Source organism: Halorubrum sp. B53 (assembly GCF_059752395.1).
The window spans coordinates 1-19,710 of record NZ_MWTH01000008.1 but is presented as its reverse complement, the minus strand read 5'-3'; the positions used below and the strand labels follow the sequence as shown (position 1 = coordinate 19,710).

Here is a 19,710-nt window from a genome sequence, read left to right as displayed (position 1 = left end):
ATGGGGCCGGAGGGATGAAAGTAGCTCGCGATTAGTGCAATGTCGGTACGCCGAGACGTCGGTTTTCGGTGTCGTATTCATGATTAGGATTCGTCGTCGTGGTCGCCGCTCTCCTCGTCGATATCCAGATTCGCCGTGAACTCCTCGCGCCGCTCCTCCATCTTCCGGAGCCGATCGGCCTTGTCGTAGTACCGTTTGATCGTGTCCGGGTCCGCGTCGACGCGCTCGCTGATCACTTCGATCGGGAGCCCCCGGTCGCAGTGCCAAGTGAGCGAACCCGTCCGAATGTGGTGCGGGGCTCTCGAGGAGGGACACTTCGACGCGTGGGACCGCTGGATGAACTTACAGTTCCCGCGGCTGCTCCCGTGCGGGCACTGCGTGTACAAACAGGGCTGCGTCCCCTGATACGCCCACGCTCGGATCGTCGACTCCGACACGCGTCCCTGGCGTCCCGAGAATAGGGGCTCGCGACCTCCGTCGTCGCGCTTCTCCGATCGCTCGCGAGCGATATACGTATCGAGCGCGTCCGTGACTGCGTCCGAGATACGAACGACGCGCTCCCCCTCCTCGTCATTTTTCAGGGGAGTCCCGGACTCCGGCCGGTGGTTGAAGTCGACGTATCCGGCGTCGCTATCGTAGTCTCCGAGGTCGAGCCCGCGGAGCGCTCCGAGGCGGCACCCCGTGTTCCAGAACAGTTCCAGGACCGCGTGCGGGGCCGTCCCGAAGTGACCCGGGTCGTTCCGATAGAACTCGAGAAGCTCCTTCGCGTCCTCCGTGTCGAGCATCGTATCGCTGGTCTCCTGCGACCGCGTGAGCTTCGGGACGTGGACCTTCTCGGAGAGATCGTCGTCGACCGCTTCGATCGTCTCGAGATACTGAACCAACTGCGAGACGGCCGTCATCTTGCCCTTCACCGTCGCCGGTGCGTTGTCCTCGCGGAGGAAACGCTCGTACTCATCGAACAGCCACCCCGAGAGGTCGCCGACGCGCTCGACGCCTCGCTCCTCACACCAGATGACCCACTGAGTGAGGCGGGCTCGGTAGCTCCGGATGGTCTTCTCCGAGTTCTCCATGCCGCGCTTGTCGAGGAACCGATCGCGTGCTTGCCGCGGCGAGAGGTCCGACGGATCTGCGGGCGGGGAACCGACCTGGCTCACCGTGAGTCCCCCATCTCCTCGACTCGTTCAGTCACCGGATCAAACGGCCAGGAGCCGATCGAACCGCCGTAGAGGTCGCCGTAGGAGTCGACGACGTCGGTCACGATCGCGTGGTCCGATCGACCCGAGTGGTCCGGATCCGGATGCTCCTGAACGCGTTCGCGCTCGCGGTCCTGAATGAGCTGTAAGAGAAGCGCGTTCTGGAGCTCGAGGGCGTCGGCGATCCGCTCGAGGTCGTCCTTCTGGTCGACGCCGCCGTCGGTCACGAGTTCTCGCTCCCCGGCATGGTATCGCACGTCCTCGACGAGCGCGATCGCGCGGTCGGCCTCGAGGTCGCGACGGAACCGGTCCGCGAGGTCGAGCCCCTTAACGCGACGCTCCTCTTCGCGAACGTGGAGCCGTGCGACCACGTCGCCGTCCGTCCCGTGTCGCCGGTCGACCAGGTCATACAGCGACTGCAACACGGCGCGGTGGTCCGCAAGAAGCCGGGAAGCGCGGTCGCGGTCAGAGTACGCGAGCACCGAGCCGTGTCGGTTCCGCCGTATCTCCACCTCCACGGGGCTCACGCCTTCCCACCCCGGAGACTCTTGTAGGAGTCGGACCCGCGTACGAGCTCGACCTCGTCGCGCGGGACCGTCTCCTCGGTCCGGACGTTCCGAAGCTCTTGGAACTCCGGCTCGGCCTTCGGGTTGTTCCCTCGGGCACACTGCGCGCACCAGAAGTGATAGTTCGTCGGCTCCCACGAACGATGCCCCGCCGGGCACCGCCACTGCCACCGATCCGTCTCTTCGTCAAGGTCGATCTCGACCATATCGGAGCGAGCCGTCCCCGTTAAAAAGGGAGCGGCCAAAGGGGCACGGTGAAACTGGAAGTGGTCGTTTCGTCGGGCGATTCTGCCGGTTCCGTCAGTTCCGCCGCTATGAGTCTTAATCATGATTCTCGGGATACAGGTCGATCTCACCGGCAAACTCGCCGAGTGAGGTTTGCGCCACGTCGTGCGTCGCGCGGTCCGCGCGGACGATAATGGCGAGGGCGTCGGGAGTGGTAGTGAAACGCGATTCGCGTCCTCGGTCGGGGGTTTGAAGCCCTCCTGTAGTGTTTCCGTACATGGGTTTCGTGCGTATCCACGGAACCCCACACGGGCCGGCTGTGTCAGCAGCGCGGCCCGCGTCCTTTTCAGGCTCGCCACGTCCGCAACGGGCGAGTGAGTCCGTGAGCGTAGCGTGCGGGTTCGGGGATATTAAAGATTAGCCTATCTGGGCTAATATATGGCTCAAATAAGCCACTTCACAAACAGACCGTGCATAACTAACACGGATCCCCTGCGAGTTACCTCAAATGCGGCCGACTCCGGGGTGGATGACAATGACTGATCTGGTCATCTTAGAATTCCTCGACGACCACAATCTTGAGCTATCTCCAAAACCGCTCTATAGGAATCTCAACCGTCACGGTCACGATATCGGATATTCGACCGTCCGAGGGCGCCTACCGGAGCTTGCCGATAAGGAACTCTTAGAAAGAGATAGTGATGGGTACTACGAGATTACTGACAGCGGTCGCGACTACCTCTCAGGTGATCTCGACGCAGACGACCTCGAGGATATCGGTGACGAATAGGAACACACATCGCGATTTCACTGAGCTTTGTGAGCTTGGTCGCGATTCTGAACGGCGTTCGGGGCGTCCTTCACGTCCAACATGGTATCTCACGACTGACTGTCAGATACGTTTACCCACAACGTGCCGCAGTCACTGCTCTCATTCAGGCCCTAGTTCATGCTGACGACCTAGTCGTGGTAGAGCTCGATCATGTTCTCATCGACGCTTCACAAAAGGCTCGATAATTTAATCGAGAAAGTGTATCCGGCCGATTTGCCATTAGTGGGGATCCTACCTCCGATTCCGGAGCTCGCGTAAATCTGGGGTTTTATGTCGCCATTTTCACTCTCCGACGGACAGGGTCGAGACTCTCAGTATCAATCGCATCTCAAATCAAGAGATAGCACATATTCAATACAAAACCACTCAAATGAAGTTACCTAAAATTCTATTCTAGGTATGGCATTTTTCAACTTGGAAGGGACGCGACTAGCACGAGGCGGAAGGGAATATGCATGGTGGTTTTGTCTTGACACTGTGTTCTTCATATTCCTATTTGCTGGTGTGTTTGATCAGGCAACAGTCTTCAATTACCTACCAGTCGATCTAACCATCTTCTCGGGTGTCATCCTCATCATATTACTTGGTACCTCTATCCTACTTTTTCCAAAGTCATTTACCACCACGCGCAGGGCGGCCTATACGGCGGGTTTTCTATTTGCTTTAATCTTATACACCGGAATCTCAATTTTCTGGGCACCAGGAGGTGAATACGGCTCTGCCTTCTTATTTAGGCTCGCCTCTGGCGGTATACTCGCCCTGTCCTATCCGATTATCGCTGTTAGATCATCACGACGACGGCAGCGACAATTCCTATGGGTTCTGGGTGGTGTGTGTTTAATTCTCACCCTCACAATTTTTGTCTATTCAGGTACGCCTCCATGGGCCCCCCACTATATCGCAATCGGGCGGCCAGCTGGGATCGGAGCAGTTCTTGGCATTACGACAGCGATCACTGCGAATGAACGCTCCAATTCAATTCTTGCATTATCCATTTCGGGACTCTGTGCACTCGGTTTACTAGTAGTCGGAAGTCGAGGACCCCTACTATCATTTGGAATCACTGCACTTGTTATTATTGTGATATCGGTTTTAAATCCACAATATAATTTTCAAATAGGGGATGGAGTAGGGGAGAAGAACAATATTATGGCACTCTCTGGCATCCTTGGGTTGGCAGTTGTCGGTGTGATGTATTTGATCATAAATGGAATTCTAGAACTGCGTACAGTTGATCGAATTGTTAATGCAATCATCAACCCTGGCCGTTCAATAACCGAGCGAATCGATTTGTATAATAATGCTCTGGAGTTGTGGGGGAGCTCTGCGTTCTCAATTATTGCAGGTAATGGCGCAGGTTCGTTTTCGGTTTTAAATAGTGTTTCATCTAAAATCGCATACCCACACAACTTGTTGTTAGAATTACTCGTATCTACGGGAGTTATAGGACTGATATTGTTTCTTGGGTCACTCTTTTCCTCCGTTCGTGGTGCACTGCACCCAACTGTTAGTTCTACGCCTGTCGGACTTGCTGCGTTTGGCCTTGTTTTATACATGTTTTTGAATGCCCAAGTGACTGGAGATCTGTACATAAATCGGTATCTATTCACATTTATGTCGTTACTCTCAGTTATTTCAGTCGTCAGAAGTCAACAGAATCTTACCGAAGTCTGATTGTCCCTCTATCGATCTCAGTTTCACGGATCTCCGGGGCTTCTGACTTGATTTCAAATGAATCTCCTGCTTTTTTCACCGGTTCCTCTTCATCAGCACGATCCAAAATTGAATTATCGAATGACGTGGCAGCCCGGTCTGCCCAGACATCAATAATCGCAGTGTGAGTGTTGGCGACTTGTATAACAAGTCGATAAACGGACCCACAAAACCGGGCCGATCGGGCCGGGGACCGGCTCGGTTCTGCCGCATTAAGTGCTATCTTCTTTTGGAAGGTCGTATGCGCTTAGAGGCTACGGCGAAACCGGACCAGCACAAAGTGTGGCTCACGGACGACGACCTCGAGGAGCTCCGCCGCGCCGCGGGGAGTCACCGCGACGACCTCGTGATACAGCTCGGCGGGTTCGTCGGGCTCCGCGCCTTCGAGATCCCGCAGGTCGCGCCGAAACACGTGAAGCGGACTCCCGACGGCGACCACTTCCGGCTCCGCGTCCCGGAGGGGAAGGACACGACCGGCAGCGGCGGGAAGCCTCGCGACGCCTACCTCTCGCGGGAGGTCGAGGGCGATATCCACCGGTACGTCCGGTCGGAGGACGTCGGGCGCCACGAGCCGATCGTCAACCTCTCCGAGAGCGGGATCCGGGCAGTGGTCAAACGCACGGCCGAACGCGCGGCCGACGCGACCGGCGACGAGGACTTTCGCCACGTCTCGAGCCACGATCTCCGGCGCCGGTTCGCGCAACGGCTCCTCGTCGATAAGCAGGTGAACCCCCGCGTCGTCATGCAGGTCGGCGGATGGGACTCCTTCCAGGCGATCGAACCGTACCTCAACGCACCGACGCCCGACGTCGTAAACGACGCCTTCGAGGAGGCGGGATTCGCGTGAGACCTGTTCGGTTCTGCCGTTTTATACCTCGCTGACAGGCTCGTCTTTTATATCGGCTCACGCGGCGAGCCGGTGAAAGGCATGAACGACGACGACACGGGCTCGGAGAAAGAGCCCGACGGCGAGGCGAAGCGATGGACCGACTGGTCTAACCACGGAGGCGACACGTGAAGCTCACGCTTCGGCGGAAGGTGCGTCGGGTCCTTCTCGACGTTCCATACGGAACCTCGGCAGTAGTCGCCGCAGCGCTTCTTGGTGTGGCGGGACTCGGACTGTACACCGAGACCGACTCGGTGTTACTATTCGGCATCTTGGCCTTCTTCGGATTCCTATTCGTCCGAGACGAGGCTGACGCCGATATCTGTCCGACATGCCGAGCGAAGGTCAACGCCTTCGACGATCGGTACTGCGTGACCTGCGGGGACCGTCTCGACGAGCTCCCGGCCGCGCCGCCGATCGACGATCGCGTCGACGAGCGGTATCGCCCGGTCGGACTTTCCGAGCTCGAGAATCCCGAACTACCGGCGCCGTCCCCGGCGACCGACGGTGGCGAAGAGCGGTCGGAGGGGGAGGAGTCGTGACCTGGGAGCCGGACGGGATCGTGGTCGGCGAGACGTTCGTCGAGTACGTCGAGGAGCTTCGAGAGACCAGCAACTACGCCGCGGGCGGCGGAAAGGCCCACTTTTCCGACGACATGACAGACTCAACCAGCGACGAGGACGCACAGACGGTAACTAAGGCGGCTAACACTCCGATGACGCGGCGAGCGTTCGCGGCGGGCGTCGGGGCGGCAGCGGCGACGGCAGCGGGCGCCGGGACTGCTGCGGCTCAGGAGAGCGACGATCCGAACTGGTCGGGCGACTACGTCCAGAGCCCGATCGTTGAGGAGACGGTGACGATCGACGAGCACTCCTCGGACATGGACTCGGTCCTCGAGTACATCAACGACTCGGGCGAGGTCGTCACGCACTCCGCGGACGTCGCGACTCGAGAGGACGCGGACACGGTCCACAACCCGGTGACGCTCCGGGCGGACCGGTTCGCGACCTACGAGTACCGCGAGTTCCCCCGCGGCGTGACGTTCACGAACGCGGACGATGAGGAGGAAGACCTCAACGCGGTGGACGCACAGCACTGGACCGTCGACGGCTCCGGGACGGCCGGGACGACGACGCTCGAGACGGTGACGGCGGCGAACGGGGAGCCCGCGCTCCACGTTGCCGCGAGCGGTCAGGGATCGGGCGACGTCGCGAAGTTCACGTTTAGCGACGTGGACATCACGAGCGGCGTCGACCGGAAGTACATCCAGCTCGTCGCGAACGTCGTCGGGCTTTCATCGGGCGCTGCGGTGTACGTCCGCGCGGTCGACTCGGCGTCGAACGCGGTGGCGACGTGGATCGACTCGAGCGCTGACGACACGGCGCTCGGGACGATCGCGACGGCGACCGGGACGGGGATCACCTATCAGGCGCAGACGGGCGAGTTCTCGACGAGCCTCGATGATATCTCGAGCATCGAGATCACCATCGAGGACGGCGACGCCGACGTCGAGCTCCCGGCGATCAACTTCGACCGGGAGAGCCGGTGGGAGTTCGGGACTCGCGAGTACCTGGACTCGGACGACGAGGTTCAGACGGAGACGGTGTACGAACCGTCGGGCGAGTACAGCATCACGTCGTTCGACTCGCTGGCGGACGTCTTCGCCGACAACGGCATCATGGGGAAGACCGTGGACGTCGAGCTCGACGTCGGCGACCTCGAGGCGTCGGTGACCGACTACCGGTGGAAGGACGCGGGCCGGTACGACTACGAGAACCGTCTCGAGACGCTCATCGGCTACGAGCTCGAGACGGCGTACGACCTCTCGTACTCGGGCGGCCGCGCGGTTGACGAGGTGCTGTTCCCCGGGTCTCGGTTCCTCAAGGCGCGGTTCTCCCGACAGTCGGACATGCCCTCGTGGTCGGACCTCGAGGACCTCTCCTGGACGGACAAGTCGTCGTCCTACGAGAACGCGAACGTCGACGACGAGGTGACCCCGACGTCGACGATCAACCCGGGCGAGCTACTCGTGTTCAACTTTGACGTGCTCATGTCGAGCGACGAGCGCTCGGAGGCGACCGCAGCGTCGGGCGGTGCCGGCGGTGGTCCCGTCTCGAGCGGCGGCGGGTTCTTCTCGTCGATCTGGGGGATCCTCGCGACCGCGGGCGCCGGCGTCGTCGGGTACGTGATGTGGGCAAAGCGTCGGGCAACGGGGGCCTAAACCATGGCTTCCATGGACCCGATGGATCGGCTCCGCGAGTCGCTCCGTCTCCTCCGCCAAGAGGGCGGACTCCCGCAGCTGATGATCGGACTCGTGGCGGGGACGTTCGTCACGGTCGCGTTCAACGTGTGGGCGTTCATCGAAGCGCTCGGCGGGACGATCCTCGCTCCGTTTCAGGCGTTCGCGTCGGCGCTCGCGACGCTGGTGACGGGGTCGATCGGCGGACCGGTCCGGCTCCTTGAGGCGGCGGTGCAAACAGGCGTGGTATCGGTGACGGAGGGTCTGTTCGCCACGTTCGGGCTGTTCGCGTATCCGATCACGATGGTCTCGGTCATGCTCGGGCTGTATATCTTCGCGGAGGGGTGGGACCGGATCGACCTCTCTCCGTGGAACTTCCTCCGAGGGCTGAGGCGGTAAGATGGTCGACGCGGACCGTTTCGTCTATGGGACCTACGTCGACGTGCGGTTGTTAGTGGGAACTCTCCTCGGCGGCGTCGCGATCTCCTGGTGGGCCGGCTTCGTGTCGTTCCTCGACGGGATCGGGACGCAAGTCGTGACGGCCGTCGTGTCGACGGGCGAGCGGGCCGCGAACATAGTGACGCTGGCGGTCGGAACGCCGACGACGGCCCTCGACGCGGCGTGGGCGGAGACGACGGCGTTCGTCGTCTCACTCGGCGGAGTCCTCGGTCCGTTCGTGTACCCGGCGGCGATACTGGTGACGGTCGGGACGATGTGGCTCGTCGACTTAGCACTCCGGCAGATGGGGGTGCTGTAATGGCGATCCTCGACGGGTTCCTCGGCGGCGGGGACGACGGAGGCTCGACGGACTCGGGTGGCTCGACGGACTCGGGCGGCTCGTCGGACGGCGGCTCGTCGTTCTCGCTCCCGGGGTGGGTATCGGACCTGAGGGTCCTGGTCCCGTTCACGGCGACACTCGCGGCGTTCGCAAGAGACCCACAGGGATTCATCCTAAACCGGGTACTGACCGCGTTCGTCGGATACGTGCTCGAGGCGGGGTCGTTCGTCGTGGCGACGGTCGACGAGGTGTGGAGTCTCGTCTCAGGGATCCCGGCGCTGGTCTTCTCGCCGATCTTCTCGGCGGGCGATCTGGTGGCGGGCGGCTTCGAGCTCGGACTCCTGACGATCAACGAGGCGATCGTCGGCGTCGCGAGCCTTCTCGGACCGGCCGCTCCGTTAGTCGTCGTGCTCGCGTGGGCGTTCCTCGGTATCGTAGTGACGTGGCTAATCAACGCGCTCCTGACGGTGATAAAATGGATATAGACGACGTTCCGGTACTCGGCTCGGTAGTGACGGTGCTCGCGGCTGGTGGAGACCTTCTCCTCAACGGCGGGGAGATAATCTTCTCGCTGGTCGCGTTCGCGCTGGCGTCGCCCGACATGTGGGTGACGGCGCTGTTCTACCTCGAGCGACTCGCCGGGCTGGTCGCGTGGATTCCGGGAGCGGTGATCGACCAGCTTCTCGTCGTGGGGCTGGTCCTCCTGGTGAGTGTCACGGTGACCCGGTTCGTCGTCTCGTGGCTCGAGAGTACGGAGGGCGGGTCATGACGGGGTCCGAGAGCACCCCCCCGCATGCGGGTAAGTCGCAAGCGGTGTTCGCGGCGGTCCTCGTCGTGGCGGCGCTGGCGGCGGTCTCAGGCGCCGGGATCACCGCGGCGGACGGAGCCGCAGCGACCAATTCGTCCGTCTCCGAGGTCAACTCGGAGTGGACGGCTGACGAGCTGCGGCGCGGTGGGTCGCTGATATCAGGCGCGGCGCCAAGTCAGCGGTGGCTCGGAGACGCCGGATCGGTGTACGTGGACTATCCGGATCCGAACCCGCTCGCGTTCTCGTCGGGAGCGGAGTGGGAGTCGGGAGTGATTCTCTCGCCGGGGTCGCTCGTCGAGTCTCGCGAGCTGACGATCAACGCACAACGCCCGCGAGACGCACCGACGGAGAACTACAATCTCCGCGTCGTCTATTGGGACTCCGAGAGGGTCGACGTCCAAAACGGCGAGGGGACGGTGACGACGGAGGAGCGGCTCGTCAACGTCACGACGGACACGCACGAGCTCGAGTTTTCGGGTTCGTTCGACCAGGAGTCGGTGACGCTCCGGAAGTCCGGTGAGACGCGGAAGGTGACCATGTGGCTCGAGGACGATACCGGGAACGCGGTCAGCGGCGCCCGCTGGACCTTCGAGCACCGGACGGCGGCGACTGCGGCGTCGTCGGAGATCGAATCGATGGGAGATCTCCTCGGATGGGTCGCGAAGTGGATCGCGGGTCCGCTGGTGCTCCTGACGGTGGTCGGCGGGTTCGCGTCTCGAGCGGCTATCCAAAAGGCGGGGACGGGCCCGGACAAGGGCCTCGTGTACTGGTCCATCATGCTGACGACCGTGGCGCTGTTCGCGGTCGGGCTCGGATGGTACTACCTCGCTGATTGGATCGTGGCGCTCCCGCTGGTGATCCCGTTCGCGCTGGCGGCGTTCACGGTCCTGGTGATCCTCGAGACGTACGAGTCGGGCGTCGAGAAAGTCGAGTTCGTAAAACCGGAGATCTCCCTCGGAAAGTCGCCGTCGGGGGACGTGTCGATCGACACGCTCTCGGTAGAGTCGACGACGGAGAAGGTCGTCCGGCAGGGGCCGGAAGGCATGGCGGTGGTCCGGTCGGGCATCCGGCCGTTCCTCGCGCGTGTGTTCGGCGGGACGGCGCCGCTGAAAGGCGCTGGGCAACTGTCGACGCGGATCGACGTCGACGGGACGCGGACGGATGCGAAGGTGTGGGTCCACCCGAAGGCGTCGAAGGTGCTCCGGTACGAGCCGGAGCGCTGGGAACTCGACATGCCGGCGCCGAGTAACCGCGAGGAGTGGTTCCGCGTCGGAGCGGCGACGCTGTTAGCGCTGGTGTTCGGAGCGGCCGTGTGGTTGACGTGGGGCGCTCTCGCGGGCGCTGCGGTCACGACGGCGGTGGTAGGAGTGATCGCCCTCCGACCGGTGAACGGGTTCGCAGAAGTGGACGTCGCGCCGGCACACGTCCGGGAGGCGTTCATAACGAACCTGTACCACGCTCGCGAGCTCGACGACGCGGACACGATCTCCGCGGCTCGAAAGAAGCTCGTCGAGAAGGAGGCCCACAACGAGAAGGACGTCGAGAAGGCGCTGACGGAGCGCGACGAGACGCTTCTGGCGGAGATGCACTCGGTCGACGCCTCGGAGGTCGTCTCGGGGTACGACGGCGAGGAGACGCTCGAGGACCTGATGGAACAGGAGGGCGACGCGCGGACGGGGGTGGCGGATGACGACTGATACCCTCACGCGGCGCCCGGCGTTGGTGAAACTCTCGGACGACGTCGAAGGGCTCCGCGACGAGCTGGTCGCGGGGTTCGACTCGCGGCGAGCGATTCTCGAGTGGCTACAGCGACTCGTCGTCCGGACGCTCGGAGAGCTCCCGGCGGAGTGGGTCGACAAGTTCGCTGACGAGTTCAAGGGCGTCCCGGGTGAGGAGAAGGAGCGGACGCTCCTGGCGGCGCTGCTGACGGGTCCCAATCGCGTGCGTGCGGTTGAGGACGACGTCGCGGAGGACCTCCGAGAGCGGATGTACGCGCTCTACATCCGCCCGGCGTTCCACCGTGCGTTCCGTGAGCTCCGGGGCGACGCGACGGAGTACCTGGACGACGACGGGACGGACTCTCAACACGCGGCGCCGCGGCAGCGGTGGATCGCGATGCGCCCGGCGCTCGACGAGCTCGAGCGATACCAGGAGCGCGCGCTCGGAGATCTCCTCGACGGGTTCGACGACAAGTCGGCGATCCTCGACTGGGGCGCCGACCTTGAGCTCGCGACGCACGGAGAGATCCCGGGCGGGTTCGTCTCGCGGTGCTATCGCGAGGAGTCGACCATGCGGATGCTGACGGGGACGTCGGCGGCGGAGGCGCGTGGTCGGGAGCTGTTCGCGGCAAAGTTCCTTGTACCGGCATATAACCGCGGCGTTCGGGAGCTCTCCGGGCGGACCGGCGAGCAGGCGGACTCCGTCGCGAAAGAGGAGGCGGTACAATACGCATGAGTTCAACTAACTTCCAACCGAGTAGTACAGCGACCGACGCGGACAAGGAGCGGGTTCTCGAGGAGTTCACGGACCCGGTCCACAACACGGCTCAGGCGACGGGCGACTCGAGGCGACACTCGGACGCTCGGAGCATGCGCGAGGAGTTCGGGATCCCGTCGTGGGACCGGTCGCGGTTCGACTACCCGACGGTGCTCCCGAACTGTATTGAGCACACGTGGGACGCGCCGCTCGAGGAGAACGACGGCGGGACCGACTTTCTCGCCCGGGGGAAGCCCGGCGCCGGAAAGTCGACACTCGCGAACTACCTCGCGGTGCGGCTCCTCGAGGTAAACGACGAGAAGATCGTGTGGCGCGGCTCGACGTCGCGCTCGGAGTGGCTCCCGCTCGCTCCGTGGACGGTGCTGTGTCTCCCGGAGAGGGTCGAGGTGACGGCCCGCCTCGAGAGCAAAGATCCGAACGACCCGGCGATTGAGCTCGACGTCGACGACCTCGAGGAGATCGTCCGGAGCGTGGAGCGGTACCGCGACCCGGTCGACCTCAACCGTCGGCTTCTCGAGCGCGGTCAGCTCCACGTCGTGTACCCCGACCCGCGGATGCGCGGCTGTCAGGAGGTATACGAGGAGAGCGACGAGCGGACACAAGAGCCGCCGAGCGGCCGGGAACTGTTCGACGCGGAGGACCCGGCGAACCACTGGTGGTTCGCGTGGGCGCTCGCTCGAGTGGAACACGGCCCGCACGACTTTACCACGTGGATGTGCGACGAGATAGGTGATATCTGTCCGCAGAGCGCTCAGAAAGACAGTTTCGGAACTTATCAGAAGGTCGAACTTCTCAAGGACACGTGGGTCGACGCTCGGAAGTTCGGGCTGACGATCGGCGCGTTCGCGCACTCGGAAAAGGACGTCCACCAGTTGATCCGGCACAAGCTGCGGTGGAGGATCCAAATGCCGCGGACGGCGAACCCGACGGCGGCGTCGAAGATCGTCGGCTTCGAGAGCATGCCGATGCACTCGGACATGACCTCGAGGCTCCCCGTCGGAAAGGCGCTCATGTACACGGAGACGAATTTTGAAAAATTCGGCTGGAAGGACATGCCGGCGCCGACGAGCTACAAGCTGAAGGTGAAACTGGGGGGATCGTCGTGAACTCTCAGAAAAGAAAGACGAGAAGCGAAAAAGCGCGCGATCCCGGGTGCCGGCGGGAGCGCGCGGATCGACCGTGCTCACGCGCGCGTATATCGGATAGGCGCACAGGGGGCCCCGGGCGAGAGCGGCCGGTCGCGGTCGCCCGCACGAACACGATTACGGAGGCAACTAATGTTTAAAAGAAGTATCACGGTACTGGTGGTATTGGTGATGATAACGTCGATGGTTGCTCCGTTCGCGGGCATCGTCGGCGCTCAGGAGAGCGGCCCGCCGTCGGGAATGGTCGGCGTCCCGAGTGAGAACGTCGGTCCGCCCGACCACGCTCAGGGAGGCGGAAACGGAGGCGGTCCGCCCGGCGGCGTCGAGCTGCCGGAGTCGGTGCCGACGGACGCGGCCGCGTGGTCCGTCCACGCGAGCAAACACGCGGGCGACCTCGGCGTGACGATCGGCGAGGTCTCCGGCTCGCCGGCGCTGGTGTTCTCGGACGACGTCAACCACGACGGCCGCGAGGTCGCGGTCGACGCGATGACGCTCGAGGAGACGCTCGGTGATCGGCCGACGACGGCGTACGGACTCCACGAGGACGGTTCGGAGTGGACGTCGCCGATCTCCTACGAGAACGGCATGGCTGTTTTCGAGGTCCCGAGGTTCTCGAGTAACACGGTCACTTTCGACGGGGAGATCACGTTAACCGGTTCTCCGGCGGAAAACGGTACGGCATACTCGTATGAATTGGCGGATAGTGAACAAACCGATAATTTGACTGTCACGCTGACAGGCAACGAGAATCGTATAAATCACACACAGAGCTATACAGAGCAAACGAACGGTAACACGTTCTCTCACGACGTTGACGGCACCACCGCGCCCGAGGCTGCCACTGTCTCACTCAAGGGAACGCTGACTCCCGGGACAGGGAAAGAACAGTGGGAAAATCTGTACGGGGAACGAGTATGGCACACCGAGGTATCAGGAACCGGAGAGACTGTATTCGCCGGCTTAGGCGACGGAACTGTAAAAGCATTAGATAGTGATGGCAACGAGGTTTGGTCGGCATCTACCGGTGGGCAAGTCACGGGTATGGACTACGGAGAAAACAATCTGTACGTAGTTGATGCTGTCACTGATAGCGTAGTCGCGATAAATCCAGACGACGGAAGTGAGGAGTGGAACATCTCGATATCTTCTCCCCAGTCGGTCGAATACGATGGTAAAGATGGGGTCGTCTACACAGGGACTCAGGGCGGTGTTATACACGAATTAGACGCCGTTGATGGGACCGAAAATTGGCAAACGACAGCCCACTCGTCGCGGATTCGAGGCATTGACACCGATTCAACCACCGTCTACAGTGGCGGGTCAGACGAAACAGTCACCGCAACGAAAAAGAGTGACCAATCTGAGGTCTGGAAAATATCACACAACACCACGGTCTCGGGTGTGAATGTAGAAAATGGGACTGTCTACTCGTCGTTATGGAACGGAAGTGTGGCTGCACATTCGGCATCAGATGGGAGTTTCGACTCTTGGATGGTTAATTCTGAGGAGCGGCTTACCGGAGTCATTTCTCCGCAGTCATCTGATTTAATCTATGCAACCAGTACCGATAACCGGTTATATGCACTGTATCCGGGAGATAATGGACGAATTGTATGGGATTTCCGGATTGCTGAGAACACGCTCTACGACGCAGATAGTGACGACAGCGGCTCTTTATATGTCGGTGCGCGGGATGGCTCTGTAACTAAAATCAAGGACGGCGACGAATCGATTGATCCCAGCGTCGCACTCGACGGAACGACTATCGCATCACACTCCGGACGTCTCGCTGAGGGTGAAACCGTGACAGAACCGATCTCGGTTGCTTTGGGCGTGAACGACTTTTCGGTCGGTTCGACCGACGGAAGCGCTGTAGACGTCACGTTGGAGGTCGAGGAAATAACCGAGACGGTTGATCCGTCAGTGGTGATCAACGGGGACACGTACGACTATTTCGGCGTGTTAGCAGATAACGAAACAACAGAACTTGATGTGTCAACGGCATCACTCACGAACGGGTCTAACACGGTTGATGTGGTCGTCTCTGAGTCCTACGATGGTCCGGTCGGTCAGATGGGGCTTGATTACAGCCACTCGGCAGCGAGTGAACAAGAGGTAGACTACGCCTCCGAAGCGTACTCCGAGCGTTACAACGTCTCGAAAACGTTCGCGGCCGATCAGGAGGACGCGACGCTGACGATCCCATTCGCGTCGACGGTGGTCGACGTGAGACAACTCGAGACGCGAACGAACGGCGGGACTTGGTCGACGGTCTCCTCGTCGAACTACGAACTCGACAATTCGTCGCTGGTCGTCGACCTCGGGAATGTCGCTGCGGAGGACACGGTGGAGGTCCGGACGACCGCGACAAAGGTTCGGGTGACGGACGGGTCGATCACCGTGACGGACCCGACGGTTCTCGGTGACGGCCTCGCGACGGAGATCCGCCTCGAGGAGATAGGTTCCAACTTTGGTATCGGCGTGTCGTCGACGGCGTACGACGACGAGTTCCACTACACCTACTCGGAGTCGTGGAGCAACTCTCAATCGTACGCGCACGTGGAGAACGACGGCACACAGGAGCTCAAGTTCCCGAACGCCGGCGCCGGAGCGACGACGCGACTCGGAACGATCGACCTCGGAGTCAATCCTGAATCGGGTGCGGCTGACGTGCGTATCACTAAGTCCGGGTCCGAGCCGGAGTTTGTCGTCCGGGAGTCGTCGACGGCGGAGTCGATAGACTTTGAGTGGAGAGAGACGACGAGCGGACACGTGTATCAGCTCTACTCGCAGACTGCCGACGGCGAGGTCGACCGCGGCGAGGCTTCGTCGCCGGTGACGCTGACATACTCCGGGTCGGGCGGCGAGACGCTCGCGATCTTCGACCTCGGTACCGGTGGGACGAACGCCGGCGGCGGTGGGGGCGGAGGAGTGACGAGCTCGTCGACGAGCCCGATCCTCCTCATCCTCGCGATCGTCGGCGGACTCGCCGGACTCTACCTCGTCTCGAGGCGAACCGGCGACGACTCGATCTCCGGCATGGCGCTGTTCGCGGTCGGCGCGGTCGTCATGGGGATCCTCGGGATGCAGGCACTCGCGCCGCGGATCCTCGCTGATTGGATCGGCCGCGGTATCTCGGAGGCGCTCCCGCTGGTGCTCCTGGCGGGCGCCGCGATCGCGATCGTGTGGCTCCGGCAGCGGGGGAACGACACGAACCTGACGTTCAGGCTCGGTGGTAACCGATGATGAACGTTATCGCCGGCCTCCTGGCGGACTACGGATTGCTGGCGGGCGGCGGCGTAACAATCGCGTGGGCGGGCCTGTGGCTGCGACGCGCGGTGAAAGTCGCGGACTACATCAAGCTCGCCGGGATGATCATGCTGCTGACGGGGGCCGGAGCGCTCGCCGGCGTCGTGGATATCGGCCGACTCGTGGAGCTGGCGAGCATCGGGTTCGACGTCGTCTCGAGTCTTAGGTGACGACGTCCGGCGCCCGTCGTAAGGCTATCTGACAAGGTACTTTCTCGGGGTACCGTCCTCCCGTACACGGCGCTCTCACCTCGGAGAAGGCGTCCTACGTCCATCCTGTAGGTTCCACGTGCGGAGCGTTGCGTGGCGGTAGGCCGGCGCCGTTCTGGCGCCGGCCGTTATTGTTCTCCCCCTTAGGGGCTACACCCGTAGGGTCCCCTGCTAACCTACCCACGCACCGCAGACGCTCAGACGGCCGATCTCGCGACGCTACACCCTGCGAAAAGCGCGATCCGCGACAACCCATTAGGAACCATTATGTTTTAAAATACAGTCGGTAGGTGGGCAAAACTCACTCTGCGGCCGGATCGACGCGCGATCGGCGGCGCCGACGCACCCAGTTAACCAACATCGGAGGGTGAGAGGCGCGAAGTGTTGGTTAAGACCACGAAAAAAGAGAGAGGCGAAGCTACCGACCGACGCGAGCCCGTGGCGTCGAGCGCCGTTACTCGACCCAGTCTCGGCGATCGGTCCTCACGCGGACCTCGTCACCGTCCAGGTACTCGCGGTCGAGCGCGTTCGCGAGCTGGTGCGGCTCGAGCGAGAGGTCCTCGAAGTACGCCCACTCGGAGCGCCGACCACGATCTCCGTCGCCGGCGTCTTCCTCCTGGTCGTCGCTCTCCTCCTGGTCGTCGACGGAGCTCGAATCGTCGCGCTCCTCGCGACGTTCGCGCCGCTCCTCCGCGCGTTCCATCATGTCGTCGACCTGGTCGTCCGGATAGATCCGTCGGAGGATCTCCTCCGCCTCGTCGAGAACCGCGAGCGAGGGGAACACGACGAGGACCGGATTCGAGACCTTCTCACAGACGCCGATCTCTGCGAGTCGGGAGACGTGGTACCGGATCGTCGAGCGGGCGAGTCCGGTCCGCTCCTCGAGCGTGTCGTACGACGCGCCGCTCTCAGTCGCGACGACGCGGAGGATATCGTACACGGCTTGGGTGTTCGCTTTGAGGGCCTCGCGGTGGATCTCCGTCCCGACGGCCTCGTACCGTTCCCGGAGTTGCTCACGCCGCCCGGCAGGGTGCGTATATCGGTACTCCGCGGAGCCGGGTCCGGGCTGATAGTCGTCGGCGATCAACTCCTCGCGACCGACGCCCGCCCACTCGAGGTGGCTCGACACGACCTCTCGGAGCGTTTGGAGGACCTCGTCCCACTCGTCGACGTGCGGGAGCGCGGAGTCACCGGTGGCGCCGGCGAACGACGCCTCGAGCTTCGGGTGGTGAGCCGGGTCCTCGCGCGGGATCTCCGTCCACCCGGCGGCCTGATAGCACTTCAGTTCGATATCGTACGACGTCCGGGGGAACCCGAGAAGGTGCCACCGGTCGGCGTCGAGGAGCGCCTCCAGGTATCCCTCGCGCTGGCGGAGCTGGTGCGCTTCGATCTCCGACTGACCGCCGTAGGCGATCAGCTCGCGAGTCTGGTCGATCGTCTCGACGACCTGGCGCTTCCATCCGATATCGAACCGGTGGTGAGCCTCCACTTTCGTGAGGCGCCGGCTCTCGTCGTCGCGATCGGCGAGGAGCCGACCGCGGTCGACGTCGAGGACCAACTCGAGGACGTCGAACATCCGCGCCTCGACCTCGTCGGAGGAGTCCGCCCACGTCGTTTGGCACTTCACGAGACTCCCCTCTCCGTACTGTAGCGTGAGACTCTCGCCGTCCTTGTAGTTGAGATCCGCGAACTGCGGGAGCGCGCGAACCGAACACGCTTGTCCGGTCTTGTGGAGGTCGCCGTCCTCGTCTCGCTCCCGGAACGTGAGGAGGTACTCGTAGTACGCGGAGTAGTCGTCTCCGGTGCCGGTTCCGGCCTTCCACCGCGACGAGGTGAGCTTCACGACCCACTCGCGGCCGGGTGTCGGCGCTTCGAGCCACGGGAGATCGTCGGAGTCGACGACCGCGGCGATCCCGGGTTCCTCCTCGCGATCGCCGACGACGTCGTACCACAGCTGGTGGAGCGCGGAGTACACCGAGAGATCCCGGCTCGCGTCGTTGAGAACGGCCTGAACGCCGGCGCCGTGGGCGGCGGGCTCGGGAGCGACGCGGTCCTCGAGGCGCGGGTCGGGGAGCGTCCCGATCGTGGCGTCCGGCGTCGAGGGCATGTCGATACTCACGCGGAGTCACCTCCGTACGTGGAGAGATCGCGCTGGTCCGATCGTTCGTGTTTCGCGTCGACGCGGAAGACGCTCCCTTTTCGGTCGAGGACGTCGAGGAGATCCTCCTTGGCGTCACCGAACACTGCGAGCAACACACCGAAATTCGGGTTCCGGTCACCGCCGTCAAACGACAACCGACCTTCCACGAAGCAGATCGCGGTCGCGTCACTCACGTGGTTGTGAAAGAGCTTCGTCGACGTGTCGACCGGTAGCAACACGACGGCAGTGTCGACGTTCCCGTCGGCGATCTCCGCGCGAGTCTTCCGGACCCACCGTGTTTTCTCGCTGAAAGGCGGATTTAGCCAAACAGTGCCGAACCACTCCTGAGTGAGACCGTCGTCCTCTTCGGTGTAGCGCGTCGACGCGAGTGGTTGCGACTCGGCACCGCTCGCAGGATCGAGATCGAATCCGTCTACCGCGTCCGCGATCGGCCGGTGGAACTCCGCCGGCGTACCGAACTCGTCGGAGCTGTTCTCGTGAAACTCGTGAGAAAAGAGACTCATTCGGTATCGGCCTCCTCGAGGACGCGGAGGACGTTCCACCAGGTGACGCTCTGACAGGAGTGACAGACGTGTTGGAACGAGCCGCTCGAGACGTCACCGACGACCTCAGTGGTCCGCTTCTCCGAGGTCTTTCCGCACCCCGTACACCGCGCCGAGAGGAGCGGTCCGGCGTGACCGACGCCGGGAGCGGAGCGCGGCTTACTCGACATTTTCCTCCTCCTGGTCGTTCTCCTCCTCGTCGAGTTTGTCCGCGAGTTCGTCGGGGAGGTTACCGTTCTCCTCCGCGAGCCGGAGCTGTTCCGCGAGCGAGTTCGCGTGACCGGGTTCGTCGCTCACGCGGACGCACCCCCGTCAACGTCGTCGGGCTTGTACCGGCGAGGACCGTCCGAGGTCCCTTTCGAGAAGGAGTCGGGACGTTCGGGACAGCCGACGAGGTGACCGTACTCGAGGTCGCCGTTGATGCTCCGGGTACACCGGGCGCCGCAGGTGTCACACCAGAACTCCCGTGACTTCGAGGCGGTGAAGGAGCCGGAGTAGCCGAGGCTCACGCCGGAACCCCTCCGGTTACAGACCTGTTTTTAGTCGAATAGCTATTACTAAGAAGTGATACGTTAGAGTGAAGACCGTTATGGGGCCGGAGGGAT

At 62.5% G+C, this 19,710-nt stretch carries 22 protein-coding genes; 14 read left to right on the top strand and 8 right to left on the bottom strand.

Annotated features, from left to right (window positions below):
• Positions 1–83 precede the first annotated feature (83 nt).
• The 3 genes from B4V06_RS07535 to B4V06_RS07525 form a co-directional block, all read right to left on the bottom strand.
• On the bottom strand, positions 84–1,073 hold the full coding sequence (locus B4V06_RS07535) for a tyrosine-type recombinase/integrase (RefSeq protein ID WP_498168819.1): 990 nt from the start codon (positions 1,071–1,073) through the stop codon (positions 84–86).
• 80 nt (positions 1,074–1,153) lie between these two features.
• Positions 1,154–1,723: a hypothetical protein gene (locus B4V06_RS07530; protein ID WP_498168814.1), complete on the bottom strand. Its 570-nt coding sequence runs from the start codon at positions 1,721–1,723 to the stop codon at positions 1,154–1,156.
• On the bottom strand, positions 1,720–1,968 hold the full coding sequence (locus B4V06_RS07525) for a hypothetical protein (protein WP_498168812.1): 249 nt from the start codon (positions 1,966–1,968) through the stop codon (positions 1,720–1,722). The genes B4V06_RS07530 and B4V06_RS07525 overlap by 4 nt, the downstream gene beginning before the upstream one ends.
• Positions 1,969–2,495: 527 nt before the next feature.
• On the opposite strand from B4V06_RS07525, the gene B4V06_RS07520 reads away from it, so the two are divergent.
• The 14 genes from B4V06_RS07520 to B4V06_RS07455 all read left to right on the top strand — a co-directional run bounded on the left by B4V06_RS07520 (position 2,496) and on the right by B4V06_RS07455 (position 16,363).
• The gene (locus B4V06_RS07520) at positions 2,496–2,777 is read left to right on the top strand and encodes a winged helix-turn-helix domain-containing protein (protein WP_498168810.1); all 282 of its coding nucleotides are present in this window, start codon (positions 2,496–2,498) and stop codon (positions 2,775–2,777) included.
• 441 nt (positions 2,778–3,218) lie between these two features.
• Positions 3,219–4,493 (top strand): O-antigen ligase family protein, encoded by a 1,275-nt coding sequence (locus B4V06_RS07515; RefSeq protein ID WP_498168807.1) that lies wholly within the window; start codon positions 3,219–3,221, stop codon positions 4,491–4,493.
• A 280-nt stretch (positions 4,494–4,773) separates the two neighbouring features.
• Entirely contained in the window at positions 4,774–5,379 is a 606-nt protein-coding gene (locus tag B4V06_RS07510; RefSeq protein ID WP_498168805.1) for a site-specific integrase, read from the top strand.
• A gap of 257 nt (positions 5,380–5,636) precedes the next feature.
• Positions 5,637–5,960 carry a hypothetical protein gene (locus B4V06_RS07505; RefSeq protein ID WP_498168803.1) on the top strand — a complete coding sequence of 108 codons (324 nt, stop codon included), beginning with the start codon at positions 5,637–5,639 and terminating at the stop codon, positions 5,958–5,960.
• Positions 5,957–7,639 carry a hypothetical protein gene (locus B4V06_RS07500; RefSeq protein ID WP_498168801.1) on the top strand — a complete coding sequence of 561 codons (1,683 nt, stop codon included), beginning with the start codon at positions 5,957–5,959 and terminating at the stop codon, positions 7,637–7,639. Before B4V06_RS07505 ends, B4V06_RS07500 begins: the two co-directional genes overlap by 4 nt.
• Before the next feature lie 3 nt (positions 7,640–7,642).
• On the top strand, positions 7,643–8,056 hold the full coding sequence (locus tag B4V06_RS07495) for a hypothetical protein (RefSeq protein ID WP_498168798.1): 414 nt from the start codon (positions 7,643–7,645) through the stop codon (positions 8,054–8,056).
• A gap of 1 nt (position 8,057) precedes the next feature.
• Positions 8,058–8,414, top strand: a complete 357-nt coding sequence (locus B4V06_RS07490) for a hypothetical protein (protein WP_498168795.1) — start codon at positions 8,058–8,060, stop codon at positions 8,412–8,414.
• Positions 8,414–8,920, top strand: a complete 507-nt coding sequence (locus B4V06_RS07485) for a hypothetical protein (RefSeq protein WP_498168792.1) — start codon at positions 8,414–8,416, stop codon at positions 8,918–8,920. The genes B4V06_RS07490 and B4V06_RS07485 overlap by 1 nt, the downstream gene beginning before the upstream one ends.
• Positions 8,911–9,204 carry a hypothetical protein gene (locus tag B4V06_RS07480; protein ID WP_498168790.1) on the top strand — a complete coding sequence of 98 codons (294 nt, stop codon included), beginning with the start codon at positions 8,911–8,913 and terminating at the stop codon, positions 9,202–9,204. The genes B4V06_RS07485 and B4V06_RS07480 overlap by 10 nt, the downstream gene beginning before the upstream one ends.
• Complete coding sequence (locus tag B4V06_RS07475) at positions 9,201–10,940, top strand: hypothetical protein (protein WP_498168788.1); 1,740 nt, start codon at positions 9,201–9,203, stop codon at positions 10,938–10,940. The genes B4V06_RS07480 and B4V06_RS07475 overlap by 4 nt, the downstream gene beginning before the upstream one ends.
• Positions 10,930–11,697 carry a hypothetical protein gene (locus tag B4V06_RS07470; protein ID WP_498168786.1) on the top strand — a complete coding sequence of 256 codons (768 nt, stop codon included), beginning with the start codon at positions 10,930–10,932 and terminating at the stop codon, positions 11,695–11,697. The genes B4V06_RS07475 and B4V06_RS07470 overlap by 11 nt, the downstream gene beginning before the upstream one ends.
• On the top strand, positions 11,694–12,845 hold the full coding sequence (locus tag B4V06_RS07465; RefSeq protein WP_498168783.1) for an ATP-binding protein: 1,152 nt from the start codon (positions 11,694–11,696) through the stop codon (positions 12,843–12,845). The genes B4V06_RS07470 and B4V06_RS07465 overlap by 4 nt, the downstream gene beginning before the upstream one ends.
• A 210-nt stretch (positions 12,846–13,055) precedes the next feature.
• Complete coding sequence (locus tag B4V06_RS07460; RefSeq protein ID WP_498168781.1) at positions 13,056–16,130, top strand: outer membrane protein assembly factor BamB family protein; 3,075 nt, start codon at positions 13,056–13,058, stop codon at positions 16,128–16,130.
• Positions 16,127–16,363, top strand: a complete 237-nt coding sequence (locus tag B4V06_RS07455; protein WP_498168779.1) for a hypothetical protein — start codon at positions 16,127–16,129, stop codon at positions 16,361–16,363. Before B4V06_RS07460 ends, B4V06_RS07455 begins: the two co-directional genes overlap by 4 nt.
• Positions 16,364–16,856: 493 nt before the next feature.
• On the opposite strand, the gene B4V06_RS07450 is transcribed toward B4V06_RS07455, so the two are convergent.
• Genes B4V06_RS07450 through B4V06_RS07430 form a run of 5 tightly spaced genes read right to left on the bottom strand, consistent with a single transcriptional unit; the run spans position 16,857 to position 19,614 of the window.
• Positions 16,857–18,509, bottom strand: a complete 1,653-nt coding sequence (locus B4V06_RS07450; protein WP_498168817.1) for a DUF7845 domain-containing protein — start codon at positions 18,507–18,509, stop codon at positions 16,857–16,859.
• A gap of 8 nt (positions 18,510–18,517) precedes the next feature.
• Positions 18,518–19,066, bottom strand: a complete 549-nt coding sequence (locus tag B4V06_RS07445) for a DNA N-6-adenine-methyltransferase (protein WP_498168777.1) — start codon at positions 19,064–19,066, stop codon at positions 18,518–18,520.
• Entirely contained in the window at positions 19,063–19,275 is a 213-nt protein-coding gene (locus B4V06_RS07440; RefSeq protein WP_498168775.1) for a hypothetical protein, read from the bottom strand. Before B4V06_RS07440 ends, B4V06_RS07445 begins: the two co-directional genes overlap by 4 nt.
• Positions 19,265–19,402 carry a hypothetical protein gene (locus B4V06_RS07435; RefSeq protein WP_498168773.1) on the bottom strand — a complete coding sequence of 46 codons (138 nt, stop codon included), beginning with the start codon at positions 19,400–19,402 and terminating at the stop codon, positions 19,265–19,267. The genes B4V06_RS07440 and B4V06_RS07435 overlap by 11 nt, the downstream gene beginning before the upstream one ends.
• Complete coding sequence (locus B4V06_RS07430) at positions 19,399–19,614, bottom strand: hypothetical protein (protein WP_498168771.1); 216 nt, start codon at positions 19,612–19,614, stop codon at positions 19,399–19,401. The genes B4V06_RS07435 and B4V06_RS07430 overlap by 4 nt, the downstream gene beginning before the upstream one ends.
• Positions 19,615–19,710: the final 96 nt, after the last annotated feature.